The organism is Pseudomonas sp. OV226, from assembly GCF_003148705.1.
In the GTDB taxonomy this organism is placed as follows: domain Bacteria; phylum Pseudomonadota; class Gammaproteobacteria; order Pseudomonadales; family Pseudomonadaceae; genus Aquipseudomonas.
Genome location: NZ_QGGS01000021.1, coordinates 100,098 through 117,892, shown reverse-complemented (window position 1 = coordinate 117,892; position 17,795 = coordinate 100,098). Strand labels below are relative to the sequence as shown.

The 17,795-nt window shown below is 59.0% G+C and carries 17 protein-coding genes; 2 read left to right on the top strand and 15 right to left on the bottom strand.

What is annotated here, in order from left to right:
* Positions 1–233: 233 nt before the first annotated feature.
* From C7534_RS25570 to C7534_RS25545, 6 genes are all read right to left on the bottom strand, one after another.
* Positions 234–1,166, bottom strand: coding sequence for a D-2-hydroxyacid dehydrogenase (locus tag C7534_RS25570; RefSeq protein WP_046029622.1), 933 nt, complete (start codon positions 1,164–1,166; stop codon positions 234–236).
* Positions 1,167–1,286: 120 nt separating this feature from the next.
* Positions 1,287–1,580: a YcgL domain-containing protein gene (locus C7534_RS25565; RefSeq protein ID WP_046029619.1), complete on the bottom strand. Its 294-nt coding sequence runs from the start codon at positions 1,578–1,580 to the stop codon at positions 1,287–1,289.
* The gene (rnd, locus tag C7534_RS25560) at positions 1,577–2,710 is read right to left on the bottom strand and encodes a ribonuclease D (protein WP_046029617.1); all 1,134 of its coding nucleotides are present in this window, start codon (positions 2,708–2,710) and stop codon (positions 1,577–1,579) included. The genes C7534_RS25565 and rnd overlap by 4 nt, the downstream gene beginning before the upstream one ends.
* A gap of 123 nt (positions 2,711–2,833) precedes the next feature.
* Positions 2,834–3,496: a class I SAM-dependent methyltransferase gene (locus C7534_RS25555; protein ID WP_046029614.1), complete on the bottom strand. Its 663-nt coding sequence runs from the start codon at positions 3,494–3,496 to the stop codon at positions 2,834–2,836.
* A 70-nt stretch (positions 3,497–3,566) separates the two neighbouring features.
* A complete protein-coding gene (locus C7534_RS25550; RefSeq protein ID WP_077430710.1) occupies positions 3,567–5,216 on the bottom strand; it encodes a phosphoethanolamine transferase in 1,650 nt (549 codons plus the stop codon).
* A 168-nt stretch (positions 5,217–5,384) separates the two neighbouring features.
* Positions 5,385–6,767 (bottom strand): glutamine synthetase family protein, encoded by a 1,383-nt coding sequence (locus tag C7534_RS25545; RefSeq protein ID WP_077430711.1) that lies wholly within the window; start codon positions 6,765–6,767, stop codon positions 5,385–5,387.
* A 413-nt stretch (positions 6,768–7,180) separates the two neighbouring features.
* Here C7534_RS25545 and C7534_RS25540 point away from each other — a divergent pair, with 413 nt between their 5' ends.
* Positions 7,181–8,116, top strand: coding sequence for a LysR family transcriptional regulator (locus C7534_RS25540; RefSeq protein ID WP_109787417.1), 936 nt, complete (start codon positions 7,181–7,183; stop codon positions 8,114–8,116).
* Positions 8,117–8,119: 3 nt separating this feature from the next.
* On the opposite strand, the gene C7534_RS25535 is transcribed toward C7534_RS25540, so the two are convergent.
* From C7534_RS25535 to C7534_RS25510, 6 genes are all read right to left on the bottom strand, one after another.
* The gene (locus C7534_RS25535) at positions 8,120–8,485 is read right to left on the bottom strand and encodes a 5-carboxymethyl-2-hydroxymuconate Delta-isomerase (protein ID WP_109787416.1); all 366 of its coding nucleotides are present in this window, start codon (positions 8,483–8,485) and stop codon (positions 8,120–8,122) included.
* Between the two features lie 75 nt (positions 8,486–8,560).
* Positions 8,561–9,487, bottom strand: coding sequence for a LysR substrate-binding domain-containing protein (locus tag C7534_RS25530; protein ID WP_046029608.1), 927 nt, complete (start codon positions 9,485–9,487; stop codon positions 8,561–8,563).
* A 72-nt stretch (positions 9,488–9,559) separates the two neighbouring features.
* Complete coding sequence (locus tag C7534_RS25525; protein WP_109787415.1) at positions 9,560–11,686, bottom strand: DUF6311 domain-containing protein; 2,127 nt, start codon at positions 11,684–11,686, stop codon at positions 9,560–9,562.
* Complete coding sequence (locus C7534_RS25520; protein ID WP_109787414.1) at positions 11,683–12,069, bottom strand: GtrA family protein; 387 nt, start codon at positions 12,067–12,069, stop codon at positions 11,683–11,685. The genes C7534_RS25525 and C7534_RS25520 overlap by 4 nt, the downstream gene beginning before the upstream one ends.
* A complete protein-coding gene (locus tag C7534_RS25515) occupies positions 12,066–12,776 on the bottom strand; it encodes a class I SAM-dependent methyltransferase (protein WP_109787413.1) in 711 nt (236 codons plus the stop codon). Before C7534_RS25515 ends, C7534_RS25520 begins: the two co-directional genes overlap by 4 nt.
* A 3-nt stretch (positions 12,777–12,779) precedes the next feature.
* Entirely contained in the window at positions 12,780–13,793 is a 1,014-nt protein-coding gene (locus tag C7534_RS25510; protein WP_109787412.1) for a glycosyltransferase family 2 protein, read from the bottom strand.
* A gap of 231 nt (positions 13,794–14,024) precedes the next feature.
* Here C7534_RS25510 and C7534_RS25505 point away from each other — a divergent pair, with 231 nt between their 5' ends.
* The gene (locus tag C7534_RS25505; protein WP_046029596.1) at positions 14,025–14,216 is read left to right on the top strand and encodes a YegP family protein; all 192 of its coding nucleotides are present in this window, start codon (positions 14,025–14,027) and stop codon (positions 14,214–14,216) included.
* 185 nt (positions 14,217–14,401) lie between these two features.
* Here the strand turns inward: C7534_RS25505 and C7534_RS25500 are convergent, their stop codons facing one another.
* The 3 genes from C7534_RS25500 to C7534_RS25490 form a co-directional block, all read right to left on the bottom strand.
* On the bottom strand, positions 14,402–15,106 hold the full coding sequence (locus C7534_RS25500) for an NAD(P)H-dependent oxidoreductase (protein WP_046029594.1): 705 nt from the start codon (positions 15,104–15,106) through the stop codon (positions 14,402–14,404).
* A 65-nt stretch (positions 15,107–15,171) separates the two neighbouring features.
* Positions 15,172–16,587 carry an aldehyde dehydrogenase family protein gene (locus C7534_RS25495; RefSeq protein ID WP_109787411.1) on the bottom strand — a complete coding sequence of 472 codons (1,416 nt, stop codon included), beginning with the start codon at positions 16,585–16,587 and terminating at the stop codon, positions 15,172–15,174.
* A complete protein-coding gene (locus tag C7534_RS25490; RefSeq protein ID WP_077430714.1) occupies positions 16,580–17,770 on the bottom strand; it encodes a pyridoxal phosphate-dependent aminotransferase in 1,191 nt (396 codons plus the stop codon). Before C7534_RS25490 ends, C7534_RS25495 begins: the two co-directional genes overlap by 8 nt.
* Positions 17,771–17,795: the final 25 nt, after the last annotated feature.

The window sequence follows — 17,795 nt, the reverse complement described above, 5'->3', positions numbered from 1 at the left end:
CAACCGGCCTGACGACAACCCTGAGCTCCTACACGGCTGTAAGGCCGTTCCACTAATTAGGGTCGTTGGGCATCGATTCTCATCGAGGCGCGGGGCGACACCCCCACTCAGACGCCGGATAGATGAAAGCAAGCCAAACACGACATCAAAAACAGTATTGCAGAAAAGGGGGTAACCATAGATGTAGGAGCCGCCCGGACCAAGCTCGGCTCCTACAGTGTTTTGGCATGTGTTTAATACCCGCGTTCGAAATCCACTTCCCCGCGCAATGCCTCACCGGCCTGATACGCCCGCAGGTTCTCGACAAACAGGTCCACCATCATCGATGGCGACGTCGGCGCCGAGCTGTGGCCGGTCAGCAGCAAGCCCCAGGCGGTCCAGAATGGATGGCGCTGCGGCAGCGGCTCCTGACGGCAGACATCAATCACCGCGCCCGCCAGATGCCCTTCTTTCAAGGCTTCCACCAGGTCGGCATCGACCACGGCCACACCGCGCCCGACGTTGATGAACAACCCCGTCGGCTTGAACTGCTTGAACAGCGCCGCGTCGTACAAGTCATGGGTCGTGGGGGTGTTGGGTAGCAGATTGACCACGTAATCCACTTCACCGACCAGACGCGGCAAATCGGCCAGCGAACCCACTTCAACAAACGGCGCCAGCTCGCGAGCTTCGCTGGCGATGCCGTACAACTTGACCCCAAACGGCACGAGGAACTGCGCCACGGTCTGACCGATGTCACCGGTACCGACGATCAACACCTTGCGTCCGGCCAGGCTTTGGCCGTGGCGGCTGTCCCATTTGCGCTCGACCTGGCTAACCAGCCGCGCCAGTACTTCACGCTCGTGGCCAAGCATATAAGTCAGCACATACTCGGCCATGACCTGACCGAAAATGCCTACCGCGCGAGTCAGTCGATAGTGCCGGGGCAAGCCGTCGGCCAGCAGCGGCGTGATGCCCGCCCAGGTCGATTGCAGCCACTGTGGCTGGTGGCCCTGACGCAGGAGTGTCGCGAGTAAATCCGGCTGGCCCAGCCACACCGGGCAGTCCGCCGCCTGACGGGCCAGCTCGGCGGAGTCGCCACTGGTCAGCACTTCCAGCTCTGGCGCTGCCTGACGCAACAATTGGGCGTACACAGGGTGATCGTGTTCAGCAATCAGAACGCGCATGGTTAAACCTTTCAAAAACAGTGCAGACGGCCACCGAAGGCAGGTCGCGCCCTCGCTATAGCCATCATCAAAAATTGTTCCAGTGTTTCATGAAGGTCCTGAACAGAACCTGTCAGCCCCTCACATCGGGTCGTTGCGTCGCAGCAATTCTTCCGGCAAGTGCTCGATGTACTCGTCCTCGGCGGGCGGCATTTGCAGGTGATAACCCTGCGTGTCGAGATTTTCCAGAACCACGGCGATGTCTTCGCGCGACAACTTGCGCTCGGGGGTCAGCACCAGGTCGAACGCATGGATGGCTTTGCCGAAGGCCGCCATCAATGAGTCCGGGACGCGCTCCAGTGCATCGCTTTTGAGCACATAGAGGTACATTTCACTTCTTTTCGAGCTGCGGTAGATCGAACAAATACGTTTCAAGGCTGTTCTCCGGCGGTGGCCAGGCTGTCGAGCAGCGCCTGGCCCATCAATTCGCGGCGCCAGCCACGCAACGAATCAGGCAATTGGTAAGGACCATTGGGGAAGCCGCTCTTGAGCAGCGCTTCCAGGGTTTTCTTGCGCAGCATCAATTCCGGCGCGATGTTCAAGCGTTCGGCTTCGGCCTGGCCGATAGCGCGCAATTGTTTGACCAGTGCGGCGGCATCCACCGGCAACGGCTCCGGCACGGTTGGCGGCCATTGATCAGGCGACACACTGCCGGAACGCTTGATCAGATCAAGCAGAAACTCGCCATCCTGACGCACGGTACGCGGGTGCATGTCTTCGATTTTCGCCAGCGCGCCGAGGTTGTCCGGCTGAGTCCGCGCCAGCGGCCACAACGAATGCTCACGAACGATACGATTGCGCGGCAGATCCCGGGCGCGGGCTTCGCGCTCGCGCCAGGCGCACAGTTCACGCAACACGGCGAGTTGGGCGCGAGACAGCTTCCAGGCCAGTTTGGCGTCGCGGTAGACCTCGTAAGGGTCGACCTCGCGGCGCAGGTTGGCCACCAGCTCGGCGCCGTCTTCCAGGACCCAGGCATACTTGTCGTCAGAAAGCTTCGGACGAAGCTGTACGAAAACTTCCGCCAAATGCAAAGCATCTTCGGCGGCGTAGCTGATTTGGGTGTCGGAAAGCGGACGTTGCAGCCAGTCGGAACGGGTCTCGCCCTTGGGCAGGTCGATGCCGAGCACCTCTTGCACCAACCGCGAATACCCCATGGAAAAGCCCAGGTTCAGGTAGGCCGCCGCCAGTTGCGTATCGAACAACGGCGCTGGCAGGCTGCCGGTCAGGCGCAACAGCACTTCGAGGTCTTCGCTGCAGGCATGGACGACTTTGACCACGGCCGGGTTTTCCAGCAACGCGGCCAAGGGCTGCCAATTGTCGATGGTCAGCGGGTCTATCAGGTAAGCGCGTACGCCATCGCCGATCTGCAGCAGGCCTGCGATCGGGTAAAAGGTGTCGACCCGCATGAATTCGGTGTCGAGGGCAACGAATGGCAACTGCTGCCACTCGGCGCAAAACTGACCGAGGCTATCGTTGTCGCGAATCCAGTGAATATCGATGGCCACACGGCTCTCCCTTGAAGAATGGCGCGCAGTATATATCGCCCCCGGCGATTTCCGCGCATCCACTGAACAAGAGCTTTAGCGAAAAGACCTACCCGACGGCAAGAAAAGTCTGACAAGTGGAGACTAGCTGGTCTTACTCAGTACGTAGACCCGCATCCACGTGCAGCCCGGGAGGAAATCTTTATGACGCAACACGCGAAAACCCGCCTGTTTGAATTCGGCTTCAATCTCGACCTTGCTGACCAGCTGTGGAGCGTTAGCGGTCGCTATTTCGGGTAGCCGCAGCTTGAACAATCCGTCCACCCGCACTGCAACAATGACCGTATCGCGACTGACCCGATGGAACTCCTCAAGCATCGCCAATCGATGTTCGGCGCAGGTGATGTGCTGAAACAGGTGCATGCAAAAAATGCAGTCCACTGCATTCGCCGACAGTCCAAGGGTGAAGGCTGAACTCTGGAAGGTCTTGATCCGCTTGAGCAAGCTCTGCGGATGATGAGTCTGCGCATGGTTGAGCATGTCCTGAGACGGGTCCGACGCGAGGATCACGCGGTTCGCATGCTCCGCCAGCACCGGCCAGAAACGCCCGGCGCCGCACGCCACGTCAAGGATCAACCCCGGCTCGCCCGCAACCTTGAGCGCATTGCGCACCAGGTTTTCCTCGCGCCAGAACGCCAGACGCCCCGTCAGGCTACGCGGTTGCGGCTGCTGGCAGACGCGGGCGTGTTCCTGATCGTAGCGCCGGGCGAACTCAAGCTCGATGGCGGATGTGGGTTGCGCAGACATGTGCAATGACTCTTGGTAGTGACTCTACCGGCTGCCTGTTAGCGGCCGGTGCGTAAAAAGCTTGAAGCCTTCATTTCTTGGCCAGCACACCGTCGCCAGCTGCACCACGACACCCGGCGAACATATCCAGGTCCGGGTTGTAGACCTTGCTACTGACTTCCAGCAGCCCCAGCATCGAATGGAACAGGTTGTCCTGGCTCAACGGTTTGTCGCGAGTCAGCTGCAGGCATTGGGTGTCCACCGAGAACGATTTCTGAAAGCTGTCGGAAAACCACGCCAGCATGGCCACGTGCTTCTGTTGTTCTGGCGCCAGCATGTAAGGCGTGCCGTGCAAGAACAGGTTGTATTCACCCAACGACTCGCCGTGGTCGGACAGGTACAGCATCGCGGTGTCGACTTTTTCCTGGTTCTTGCGCAACAGATCGATCAGGCTCGACAGTACGTGGTCGGTATACACCAGCGTGTTGTCGTAACCATTGACGATACTTTCGCGACTGCAATTGTTCAGTGCGTTGCTTTCGCAAACCGGGGTGAAGCGCTCGAACTCCTTCGGGTAACGCTTGAAGTACTCAGGGCCATGGCTACCCATTTGATGCAAGACCAGCACGGTGTCTTTATCGAGTGTGTCGATAAAATGTTGCAAACCTTGCAGCAGGATTTCATCGCGGCATTCGCTGTTGGCGCACAGTACCGGGTCTTTCAAGTTGCTCACGTCGTCGAGGGTGACCCGATCGCAAGTGCCTTTGCAGCCCGACTGGTTATCACGCCAGATCACTTCCAGGCCGGCACGTTTGAGTACATCCAGCAGGCCTTCTTCATTCTTCGCCTTGCTGGCGTTGTAGTCCTTGCGGCCCATGTTGGAGAACATGCACGGCACGGACACGGCGGTTTCCGTGCCGCAGGAATGCACATCGGTAAATGCGATCAGGCCGGCTTCTTTACTCAGCTTCGGGGTGGTGTCGCGGTCATAGCCCAGGATGCCGAAGTTCTCGGCCCGGGCGCTCTCGCCCACCACCAATACCGTCAGGGATTTGCGATCGCGGCCCTGCCAGGTCGGATTCTTCTGCGCGTCTTCGCCGATTTTGACAAAGGGTTGATGGGCCGAAGCAACCTGTTCGCGCAAATAGCCAGCGGAGGCACCGATGTAGTTGCTCGGCACGACCATCAGGCGCAACTCGTGATGATTGCGGAACAATGAGGACAAGCCCTGATAGTTAATCAGTGCCACACCACCGATGACGGTAGCCGACACAACACTCACCAGAACTTTACTTAATAACTCATGGTGCCAACGGCGATAATTAACCGGGGTTTTCCATAATAACCATGACGGCAAAACACCCAGGAACAGGATATAAGCCAACAACTTCAACGAGAGTAAGTCTCGTACTTCCGTCGCATTGGTTTGTGCGAAGTTACGCAACATGCCGGTGTCAATCAGTACACCGTATTGACTCATGAAATACGCCACCCCGGCGCTGATCATGAAGATCAGCATCAGCACCGGCTTCAACACACGTTTGAACGCCAGCAAGGTCAGCACAATGTTGAACGCCGCCAGAATCATCGCCCCGAATGCCACGCGCATGACGATGCCTTTACCGTCGGACGTCGTGATTTCAAACAGGTGTTGCCAGAGCACAAAATTGAAGGCGGCTAACAAAAAGGCACTGGCAATCAGTGTCACCCATTCCGGGCGCACGGCTTTAATCTTCAACATGGTGATCGGCTGTTCCTAAAAAGAAGTGCCTACGGCAAATGTGAAAATTTCATTGACCGTGACAACACTTATGTTAGGTACCCAACCATCAATTTTTTGTGAAAAAGAAGCCAACGAATAGTTGGCTTCGAAAACCAGCGACACACATCGCAATTATTTGAGAATGCTTCAGGCCTGGTTCAGGTACCAGCGCCAATCCTGTTCACCGACCTCGCCCATGAATTGTCGGTACTCGGCGCGCTTTACGGCCAGGTAAACGCCAAGGAAGGGGCCGCCGAACGCTTCACGTGCCCAGGTCGAACCTTCAAGCGCACGTAACGTGGTCAGCCAATCGGTCGGCAACAACTCCGTGGCCTGGGCGTACCCGTTGCCTTCCACCGGCGCACCCGGGTCCAATCGTTCGCGGATACCGCGATGGATGCCGGCCAGGATCGCCGCGGCGGCCAGGTACGGGTTGGCGTCGGCACCGCAAATACGGTGTTCGATGTGCCGGGAAAACGCAGGCCCGCCTGGCACGCGCAAACTCACCGTACGGTTGTCCACACCCCAGGTCGCCGCCAGGGGGGCGTAGCTGTTGGTCTGGAATCGGCGATAGGAGTTGGCATTCGGGCAGAACAACAGCAGTGAATCGAGCAAGGTGCTGAGCATCCCGCCGACGGCTTGTCTGAGCAGTGGTGTGCCGTCTGGCGCTTCGCTGGCGAACAGGTTGTTGCCCTCTTTGTCCGCCAGGCTGACGTGCATGTGCATCCCGGTGCCCGCCAGGTCATCAAAGGGTTTGGCCATGAAGCACGCCGTCATCCCGTGTTTATGGGCCACGCCCTTGACCAACCGTTTGTAACGCACCGCTTCATCCATTGCCTGTAGGGCATTGGTGCGGTGTTCGAGGGTAATTTCCACTTGCCCCGGCGCATATTCGGAAATTGCCGTGCGCGCCGGAATTCCTTGCAGCTTGCAGGCACTGTAGAGATCGGCCAGAAACGGCTCGATCTGCTCCAGTTCACGCAAACCGTAGACTTGAGTCGTGCGAGGTCGCCCGCCGTCGACATCGCGCGCCGGTTGCGGTCGCCCCTGACTGTCGCGCTGTTGGTCCAGCAGATAAAACTCCAGCTCTGCCGCCATGACCGGGTAATAGCCATCGGCCTGCAAGTCTTCGATCACTTTCGCCAGGAGGTGCCGAGGATCAGCGATCGTCGCCGGCATGCCTTCTTTGGGGTGCATGCTGACTTGCACCGCCGCTGTCGGAATCAGCCGCCACGGCATGCGCGTCAGGCTGCCGCTGACCGGGTAGGCGCGGCAGTCAATATCGCCGACATCCCAGACCAGTCCGGAGTTTTCCACGTCATCGCCATTAATGGTCAGGCCGAGAATGGTACTCGGCAATGGCCGGCCACTTTCGTAGACCGCCAGCAGCTCATCGCGATGCAACAACTTGCCCCGTGGCACGCCGTTGTTGTCGAGAATGAACAGCTCGAACATTTCGATATCCGGGTTCTGTTCGAGAAAGGTCAGGGCTTCTTGCAAGGTGGCGAACGATGTCGTGGCACTACTCATGAGCATTCTCTTATTTCCGCGCCAGGCGAACGCGCAGGCGTCGCCGATTTGATCCAGCGCCGGGCGCGGGACCTGTCAGAACAATCAACGGGAAATGCAGGAATCCGGTGGGCGTGCGTGACGACAATGCCACAGCGCCCAGAAGGCCAACTCGGAGGGAAGTGCGACGGGACAATCGCCCATAGAAAAAACCGCAGAGAACAGATGAGCAGCAGCGTCACACGGCCGGTTATGTCTTTAAATCTGGATTTGAAGAACCTTGGTTACGGATTGGCTAAACAATCATTCGCGCCCTACCCCACGCCTTTCAATGAAACTTCCTACAAGGCATTCTCCTGGTACGGTCGTTCCGTTAGGATCGTTCGCACACGTTTGCGCACTGTCAGCGCAAGGAGCACAGCGAGTCAGAATGGATGCTGAACAGTAATTTGCTTAGAAAGCTCGACATGCAAGACCTCATGGTATTTGTCGCCGTGTACGAGCAAAGCAGCGTCACCGGTGTGTCGGCGGCACTCTGCGTCAGCCAGTCCACGGTAAGTTACTGCCTGAAAAAGCTGCGTATCAGTTTTGAAGACGAGCTCTTCACCAATACCCGCACCGGTATGCGCCCTACCTACAAAGCCAGCACCATGTACGCGCATGTGCAGAAAATTCTCGAAAGCATCAACTTGTGTCACGTCAGTGCCCCGGCGTTTAACCCGACCTTGCAAGCGGTGACGTTCAATATTTGCGCGCCGGAGTATTTCGAGCAGCTGATTCTGCCGCGCCTGTTGAAGCGCTTCGACTTCGCCGACCTGCCGGTGATGGTCAACATGCACACATTCGAAACCGATATTCCGGTCGAAGAGTTGCGCGATGGCAGTCTCGATCTGGTGATCTGTTTCGGCCCAAACTTCCATCGCAGCCACACCGGCTTCAAATCCCGAATGTTGCTGGAAGATGACTTGGTCTGCGTGTTCGACAAACGCGCCACACCCCTGGAACCGCGTTTAAGCCTGCAAGCCTTTGTCGAACGCCGACATGTGTTCCCGACCCCATGGACGTCCACCGCCAACAGGGTCGACGGCTGGCTGGCGCAACAGGCGCACAAACGGCAGGTCGTCGCGCGCGCCAACAGCTACAGTGCGGCACTGAAAACCATCACCGGCACAGACTTCATCCTGACGTTGCCCCGTCGCATCCAGCAATTGCTGGCCAACAAAGCGATCTTCAATCACTGCGAAGCCCCCAACGGGCTGCCGGGTTTCACCCTGGACATGCAGTGGAGTCAACGTGCCGATCAGGACAATGCCAACACCTGGTTGCGCGAGCAGGTGATCGAGGTCTGTGCCGAGCAGGCAATGGCTTGAAGCTCAGCGGCTGATGGCGGTCTTGGCGTAGGACTCGCGATCAATGTCGAGAATCTCGACACACAGTTGCACTTCAACCTCCGCCGGCCACTCGCAAAGGTCCTGTACCACCGCCAGCAAGTTTTCAGACAGTTGCTGTTTGATCTGCGGCGAGCGACCGCTCAACAACGCCAGCTTCACATGGACGAACCCCCGTTCAGCCAACGCGGTACCCACCTTGAACGTCTCGACCTTCATCGCTCGGCTCTTGATGTCGAACTCCGCAGCAAACTGACCGGAAGCCACCAGGGTGTTATTGAGCCGGATCAACGCCACGTCGGCGTTCAGCCCGGGCAGGTTGGCGGTGTATTCCATGTGCAGGTGTGGCATGACGCGGCTCCAGAAAGGGTGTGCAGAAAGAGTGTGCAGAAAGGTCCTACGTATAACACAGCGTTGACCGACGACTCACTGGGCCAACGGCAGTGACGAACGTTCACTCATGAACCCCTCCAGACGCGAACGCAACCAGCGTTCAGCGGGGTCGGTATCGACATGGCTCAGCCAGACCATCGACAAGTCCAGCGTCGGGGTCTTGAACGGAAAGGGTTCCTTGAACAGCAAGCCAGAGGCGGCCATGGCTTCGGCGGTGTAATCCGGCAGGCTGGCAATCAAATCAGTGCCGGCGAGCAAGGCCGGCAACGCACTGTATTGCGGCACGGAAAGGACGACCTGGCGCGTGCGACCAATCTCCGCCAGCCACTCATCGGCGTAACCACTGACATTTGCGGTGTGGGAAACCAGCACATGAGGGCGTGAGCAATATTCATCGAGCGTCAGCGGTGTGTCGGACGCATCGGCGCGCAAGATGCTCGGTTGAATGTGCCGCAACAGCTTGCGCTTGGCATTGGCTGGCAGGCCGCGGGTCTGGCTGATGCCGACGGTGATGTCGCCGGACGCCAACAAGTCCGGTATGCGCCAGTAGTCGACGTGCTGAACCACGAACACCACCTTCGGAGCTTCCTGGCGCAAGGCCCGCAACAGCGGCGGCAGCAGACCGAACTCGACGTCATCCGACAACCCGATGCGAAAGGTCATGGTGCTGCTGGCGGGGTCGAAATCGTGGGTCAGGCTCAGGGCCACCGACAGCGAATCCAGCGCCGGCGACAGGTACTGAATCAGTTCCTCGGCGCGGGCCGTCGGCTCCATGCGATGGCCGACGCGAATGAACAACGGGTCATTGAACATCGTGCGCAGGCGATTGAGCGCGGCACTGATGGTCGGCTGCCCGAGAAACAGCTTCTCCGCAACCCGCGTCACGTTACGCTCGAGCATCAACGTTTCGAACACCACCATCAGGTTGATGTCCGCCTTGCGCAGTTCATTGCGATTCATTCATTGCCCCCGGTCCCCGACACTCACGGCAGTGTAGAAAGGCGCGAGGGGAGCGTCTACGTGCAACGGCCATCAATTGACCGTCAAGGCCTTCAATCCGAGTGCGAGTTGTCGCACGTCCTGGCCCATTGCGAACTGTTTTGGACTGACGGCATCGGCAAACTGAAATTGCAGCCTCAGTACACCCTGACTCGCTACCCGCGCTTGCATCTCGGTGGTGAGCGGCATTTCGATAACATTGCCATCGGCCTGCTCAAGCAGAGTATTCATGGCCGGCAGGTCATTGATGCTGATGGCGACACGTTGGCGAGCATGCCCGGGAGGAAGGAACGCCGTGGCCTCCAGACGCAAGGAATGCACGGGCGCCGGGACCCGGAACATGACTTCAGCTTCAGGCTCCTTGGACCAGGTCCCCCAAAGTTCGGTATCGGACCACCCCTTGGCCAGCAGCGCCCCGCCTTTGCTGCCGGTGTTGAACAGCGTTTTTTGTCCGGGCTCCAGCGATGGAACCAACTCCAGCGGATTGATTTGCGAGGTAGCCTGTGTGCAGGCGCTGCACTGTTTCCAGCCCGGAGCAAGCACCGTGAACCCGTCAATCCTGGCGAACAGATCCGTTGGGGTATTCACGTTTCTCACGGCCTGCATCCAGGCACGGTCATCGAACAGGTACAACGAATCAGCGTCGTACTTGCCCGACGCCATTTCACGCGCGGTGTCCTGCCCGGATTTTATCCAATTGCCCGTGTCCACCCGCCCCAGGTAAACGGCATTCGTGGCAAGGCCATGGGCGCTGGCAAAATCAGCCACTGCCATCCAGTTTGGGGACTGGTTTTGCGGAACCACCCAACGAATGTTCCGGTAATGAGCCGCTGCACTGTTCCAGAAGGGATCGACCATGGGCGAGGCCCACTTCGATGCGGGTTCAACCATCAACTGCTTGCGAACGCCGGCCCAGCCGGCATGGGTGTCCAGCACCTGTATCAGCAATGCCAGGGACAACAGACTCACGGCGGTGCGGGAGGTATTGGCGCGGATCACCAGGAAAATCATGGCGAAGATAAACGCGTAGTACAGCGGCCAGAACATCCGCCCGGAAGCACGGAAGACGTTGGCGATTGAAATCACCCAAGGCGGCAGTGGAAAGGTTATATCGAGCGAGCCTAAAGCCACATGGTTGGAAATCGAGAACAGGCCCAGTCCCACCAACGCTACCAGCAATAACGGCCAGCGCCGCAGTCGCTGGAAAAAACCTGTACGGCCTTGAAGTAACCCCACCAGTGCGCAAATGCCCAGCGTCATCAGCCCAAGGCCAAGGAAAAGAAATCCTTCAACCTCACCGAGCCCTTGAACACCGGGTAAATCCTTCAGCACATAGGACCACTGCCCCGCCCAGTTCCCCGGATCGATCAGCGACAGCAGGTTCATGGCGTACAGACCAAAACCGGCCGATATCGCACCCTCGCTGCCCACCGAAAAATAGCCCGCCTGCCAGCAGCAAACAGTGACCAGCGAAAACAGCCCGATCAATTCGATGGCAGCAGACTGCAGCGTCAGTTTTTTCTTGAAATAGCCGCTCGTGAGATCGGCGATCCAGATCACTGCAACCATCGCCAAAAAATACGCATGGATCAACGCGGCCGCCGCTAGCAACGCCCCCCAGACCAGGCGTCGACGACGCAATTGCGGGTGCAGCGCCAGATACAACGAGGCCAACACCAGAAAATGCCCACCCAGGGACAAATGGAAAGGCATGCGCATGAGCATGGGCGGAACAAACAGGAACAACGCCGTACTCACGGCACGCACACCCACGTGGGTCGACACCAGCCCTACCAGTTTCCAGGCAAACCAGGCCTGTAAAACGAAGCAGGCCAGGAACCAGAGTCCGAAATACTGGAAAGGCGTTGGCAACAGAGAGGCGAACGGTTTGAACAAGAATGCCAGCAGTGGATTGGAGTCAGAGAAAATGATGCCATTGCTCAATTCCAGCCCATAGGAAGGATTGAGTCCAATGGGAAAGGTCCAGGGCGACTGTCGGAAAAACACCCAGCCCAGATAATGCGTCGCCGGATCACCATTACCCAGCCATGCAATGTTTTGAGGGTTCAGCGCCCTTGGCCCAACGACGATGAAAAAGGCCAGAACACCGATCAACACAGGCAACAGGTTGATCGGCAACTGCTTAACCAAGTCCTTCATCGATACGTCCAGAAGTTATGCAGTACAAAGGTAAATGCCGGAATAGTCAGCGCCACCGCGCCAATCCCCAGCAAATAATGCAGCCCGGCCAATTGCGCGGCCCACGCCACCAGCATCGCCAGCAGAAAACCGGCACCGGACACCATCATGAAACGCAGCAGCGTTCGGCCGTGCAACCGTGCGGAAAAACTCCAGGTGGTGTTGATCACGTAAGACACCACCGTCGCCACGGCAAAAGCCACGCCGTTGGCCAGTGGTGGCTGCGCCACCACGAAATTGATGAACAGCACGGCCACCAGCGCATGCAGCGCCGTGACGAACAATCCGGTCACGGCAAAACGCAGGCCACGCTTGATCAGGGCGGATTTTTCGGCCGACGTCACGGCTTCTGCGCCAGCACAAACACCGTCAGACCCGCCCAGCGATTGGCGCCCATAAGCGGCAATTCGAGGCGGCACAGCGTCTTCAGGATCGAATTGACCAACGGGTGATGTCGCTTGAGTTGCGAGCGCGGCGGTGACGGTTGCGCGCCTTTGGGCAGCAGCCGCAATGTGGCTGCTATCGGGAACACCAGGCCGAAGTAGTAAGCACCCTGCTTCACCGTCAGCCCGGCATCGCGCGCCACCGTTTCCAGCTGAGCCAAGGTGTATCGGCGTTTGTGTTCAAGAAAGTCATCGTGTCCGCTCCACAGAAACTGAAACGCGGGCACCGTCATCAGGAATCGACTGCCGGACGGGACTTTATCCACATACGCCTTGAGCAAACCGACGTCGTCATCGACATGCTCCAGCACGTCCATCAGCAGCACCAGGTCGGCATCCAGCGCGTCGACTGCGCGTCGGTAATGCACGGGTTTTGCGGCGGTGGTCGTGTCCGAGTCAGCTTCATAACTAATGTCTACGCACCACGCCTCGGTGGCCGGTGAATGCTTTAGCAAGTGGTGAGTAAAGAACCCGGAGCCTGCGCCCACATCGAGAATCTTTGTGAAAGGTGTGTTGCCCAACAAGCGCATGGTCGCAGCCGCTTTGGAGGCGTAATACCAATGCTGGTCGATGCTCGAACCGAGGATGTCGGTTTCCTTGAGGTCCATGCTTCAGTCCTTGGGGTCGTAGACACGACGCACCAAGAAAACCGGGCGGCGCTTGGATTCGATGTAGGTCCGGCCCAGGTATTCACCCAGCACGCCGATGCCGATCAATTGCAAGCCACCCAGAAAAGTCACGGCGACCATCAGCGAGGCGTAACCCGGCAGGTCAATTCCGGAAATCAAGGTGCGCAGGATGATGAAAATGGCGAACGCGAAAGAAATCAGCGAAACAACCAGACCAAGGTAGGTCCAGACCCGCAGCGGTTCAGTGCTGAAACTGGTGATGCCTTCCAGGGCGAAATTCCACAAGCGCCAGCCGTTGAACTTGGTCGCCCCCGCCACCCGTTCGGGGCGCTCGTAGTTCACGTAAGTGGTGCGAAATCCGACCCAGGCGAACAGGCCTTTCATGAAGCGTCGGGACTCGGGCAGTGTCTGCAAGGCATCGACCACGCAACGGTCCATGAGCCGGAAATCACCGACGTTTTCCGGCAGGTGTTGTTCGGCAATCTTGTTGTGCAGGCGGTAGAACCAGTTGGCCGAGGTCTGTTTGGCCCAGGAGTCGGTGTTGCGACTCACACGATGGCCCAGCACCACTTCATAGCCTTCACGCCAGCGGGCGATCATTTCAAGAATGACTTCAGGCGGGTCCTGCAAATCGACATCGATCGGCACCACGACCTGTCCGGTAGCCGTCTGTAAACCCGCAGTCAGCGCCGCTTCCTTGCCGAAATTACGACTCAGGTCGACGATGCGCAGGCGTGGATCTGTCTGCTGGCGTTCCAGCAGCAGGTCCAGTGTGGCGTCGGTGCTGCCGTCGTTGACGAAAACCAGCTCCAGACCAATCAGCGTCTCTTGGTTGAAGACGTCATTGATCCGCGCGATGAACAAATCGACGGTCGCTGCTTCATTGAACACCGGGATGACGAGCGACAACGCCAGAGGCCCGGTCAGATGCGTTCCGTGCTGATGAGTCAATTGATTGCTCTTTTTTATAGTGGTTTTACGACAATCCGGGGGCATCGACAGGTGCTCGACGCATGAACCGAATCGTATTAAGCAGGACCGAGGAAGGTGATGCAAGGGCGAATCCGAGGGGGAATTGGCCATTCCCACCGGCCCGCTGGCGCCGGCAGAAATATTTTCAAATGCCTGGAAACAAATGCTGGATGGCCAAAAAAGCCAGCTCCGCTAGGCTTGCCCCCGATGCGTCACACTGGTTGTCGCTATAACCCATCGCATGGAGCGAGCAGTATGTATTTCGAGATCTACAGGCAGTCCAAAGGCACCCCGAGCACCGGCAAAGGACAATGGCGCTGGCGGTTGAGGGCGGGGAATCACGAGACGATTGCCAGTGGTGAGTCGTATGTGAACAAAGCCGATTGCCTGCACGTCATCGGGTTGATCAAAGGGGTCGAGGGTGAAACGCCGGTGAAAGAAATCTAGGCCTGGTAGCCAGTGCCCGAGGCAGATAGCTGATTCTTGGGCTGATTTCACTGGCCTCATCGCGGGCAAGCCCGCTCCCACAGTGGATTGCATTCGTTCAGGAAGAATGCAATCCACTGTGGGAGCGGGCTTGCCCGCGATGGAGCCCGAAAATGCACCATCAAATTCCTGGGTAACAATCCGCGTCAGACAGGCAACGGATTCAGCGCCTCATCAAACTGCGACAAGCGCGGAAACTGCATCGGCAGGTCATCGCTCAAGTGTTCCAGACGCTGCTGATAACCCTGCAGGAACTCCTTGCGCGCTTCGTCGCTGATGTACGGCACATGCCAGGCCACGAACGGTTCCAGCACCTCGAAGCCGACATACGCCAGCGTGCCGCGCAGAATCGGTCGCAGCATGTCTTCCAGCGGACCGTGAATCGCGCCGTCACCGAACATGTGCTCGCGCCCGCCCAGGGTAACGGTCACCAGCGCTTTCTTGCCGCTCAAGCCGCCCTGGTCGTAAAAGCGTTTGCCGCCGTAGCAGATCCCCGACACCAGCACCCGGTCAATCCAGCCCTTGAGCATGGCCGGGGCCGAGAACCAGAAAATCGGGAAATTGAGGATCAGCAGGTCAGCCCACAGCAGTTTGTCGAGTTCTTGCTGGATGTCCGGCGCCAATGACTGGCTCTTCACCCCAAGACGTTGCTCCAGCGCATACACCAGATACTCCGGATTCTCTCGCGAAGAAAAGTCATCGGCGCTTGCCACCGGGTTCCAGTTCATCGCGTACAAATCGCTGACCTGAACTTCATGCCCCTGGGCTTGCAGGGTTGCGACAGCCTGGTCACGCAACGCGGCGGTGAAGGACTTCGGCTCCGGGTGGGCGTGGACGATCAGTACTTTCATGGCAATTCCTTAAACGTTTACACACGTTGAATTTGAAGGCGGTAACGCGCGGGGTCATTGGACGATTACACCTGAATCGCCTTCACTTCAACGAACTCGTTGAGCCCTTCCTCGCCCCATTCCCGGCCATTGCCCGATTGTTTGTAGCCACCGAACGGCGCCTGATAATTGAAGACAGCGCCGTTGAGGAAGCACTGCCCGGCACGCAGTTGCCGCCCAAGCTGCAAGGCGCGCTCGGCGCTGCCGGCCCAGACGCCGCTGGACAGGCCGAACGGTGAATCATTGGCGATCTGGATTGCCTGCGCTTCATCGGTGTAGGGAATCAGGCACAGCACCGGGCCGAAGATTTCTTCCTGAGCGATGCGCATACGGTTGTCGACATCGGCGAACAGCGTCGGGGGGACGTAGAAACCACGCTCGAACTCGCCCGCCGTGTCCCCGCCATACACCAACCGTGCGCCCTCCTGCTGGCCGACCTTAATGTAATCAAGCACGGTACGACGTTGCGCTGCCGAGCACATGGGCCCGAGGAAACTGTTCGGGTCCAGAGGATCGCCCATGTGCAGGTTCCGGGTTTCGGCGATGGCCAGTTCCACGGCTTCGGCGTAACGACTGGCCGGCAGCAACATGCGGGTCAACGCGGTGCAGGTCTGGCCGGAGTTGATCATCACATCCTGCACGCCGTAACGCACGGCGGCGGCGAGGTCCGCGTCTTCGGCAATCAGCAGCGGCGACTTGCCGCCGAGTTCCAGGCACACTCGTTTTACCGACGGCGCGGCCGCTTGCGCCACGCGAACGCCGGCACCGGTCGAGCCGGTGAACGAGACCATGTCGACGTCCGGGTGTTTGGCCAGCGCTTCACCGACCTTCGAGCCGGGCCCGCTGACCAGGTTGAACACACCGGCCGGCAAGCCGATGGCTTCGATCATCTGCGCCAGCAAAAAGGCGTGCAGCGGGGTTTCCTGACTGGGTTTGACCACCACGGTGCAACCAGCGGCCAGCGCCGGGGCGAGCTTGCCGATCAATTGATGCAGCGGGTAATTCCACGGGTTGATGAAGGCGCACACGCCCACCGCTTCGCGAATCACCAGCGAGTTGCCGACCTCACGCACTTCGTCCATCAGGCCTGCGAGCTCGACGTAGTGCTCCAGCCCGATGATCGGCCCGTCGACTTGCACCGAGCGGCACCATTGCACCGGCATGCCCAGTTCAGCGGTAATGACCGAAGCCATCTCGTCAGCCCGCGCGCGCAACTGCTCGGCGATGGCGCGGATATAACCGGCACGCACGCTCGACGGCATGCGTGACCATGAATTGAACGCCTTGCGTGCGGCGGCCACCGCGCTGTCGACATCGCGCTCATCGCCCAGCGGCACCGAGCCTGCGACTTCTTCTGTGGCCGGGTTGATCACTTCGGCAATGCCCCGCCCCGACGGGGTTTGCCAGCGACCATCGATAAACAGCGTGGTGTGGTTATGCATGAATGGGGGACTCCAGCAGTTCAATGGCGCAGCGGGTAATGCGCTGGCAGGCGTCACGCAACGGCTCCGCACCCAACACCAGGCCCAGTCGAATGTGCCCTGCGGCGCTCGGACCGAAGGCTTCACCGGCCAAAACTGATACGCCATGGCGGTCGAGCAAGCGGTCAGCAAACGCCTGGGCACTGAGGCCTGTGTCACGAATGTCGACCATCACGAACATGCCGCCATCGGGTTTCAAGGCGCGCACGCCGGGGCAATCAGCCAGGCATTCGCAGACCAGATCACGGCGTTGGCGATAGGCTTCGCGCATCGCGTCCAGTTCCGGCAAATGGCTTTCGAGGGCGACGACGGCGGCGTCCTGCACGAAGTCCGGCAAGCCGTACAGCATGCACAGCGCAAGGTTTTCCAGATGTGCCGCCAGGGCCGGTGGTACGACAGCCCAGCCGATTCGCCAACCGGTCATGGCGTGGGATTTCGACAAACTGTTGAGTGTCGCGGTGCGCTCGGCCATGCCCGGCAAACTCGCCGGGCTGACATGCTCGCCGTCAAACAACAATTCGCTGTAGACCTCATCGGAAATCAGCCACAGGTCGTGGGCGATGCACAGGTCTGCCAGCGCTTGCCAGGTGGCCCGCGATAAACTGGCCCCGGACGGATTGTGCGGGCTGTTCAGTGCCAAGGCCCGAGTGCGCGGCGTGATGCGGGCGGCGACGTCTTCAGGCAACACGCGAAAACCGTTTTCGGAACGCACCGGCACCGGCACCACCACCGCGCCACACGCACCAAACACGGCTTCATACGTCACGTACATCGGTTCGGCGACAATCACTTCATCACCGGGGTTGAGCACGCATTGGGCAACGCTGAACAACGCGCATTGCGCGCCGGCCAGCACGATGACTTGATCGGCCGAAACCTGTTGGCCGCTGCGGCGCCCGTAGTGCCGGGCGATGCTTTCACGCAGGGCACGCTTGCCACGCACGTCGGCGTAGTGAGTATGGCCGGACAACAGGCTGTCGATGGCGGCTTGCACAATCGGCGCCGGCGTATCGAAATCCGGGTCGCCGACCGACAGCAGCAGGATATCTTCACCCTGCTCCTGCAGCGCCAGCGCGCGGTAATGAATGTCCCAGGCGGCAGCGCCGTCTCCGGCGATGCGTTGTGTCAGATCAGAAAAGCGCATGGCGATACCTCTGCCAAAAAATGAA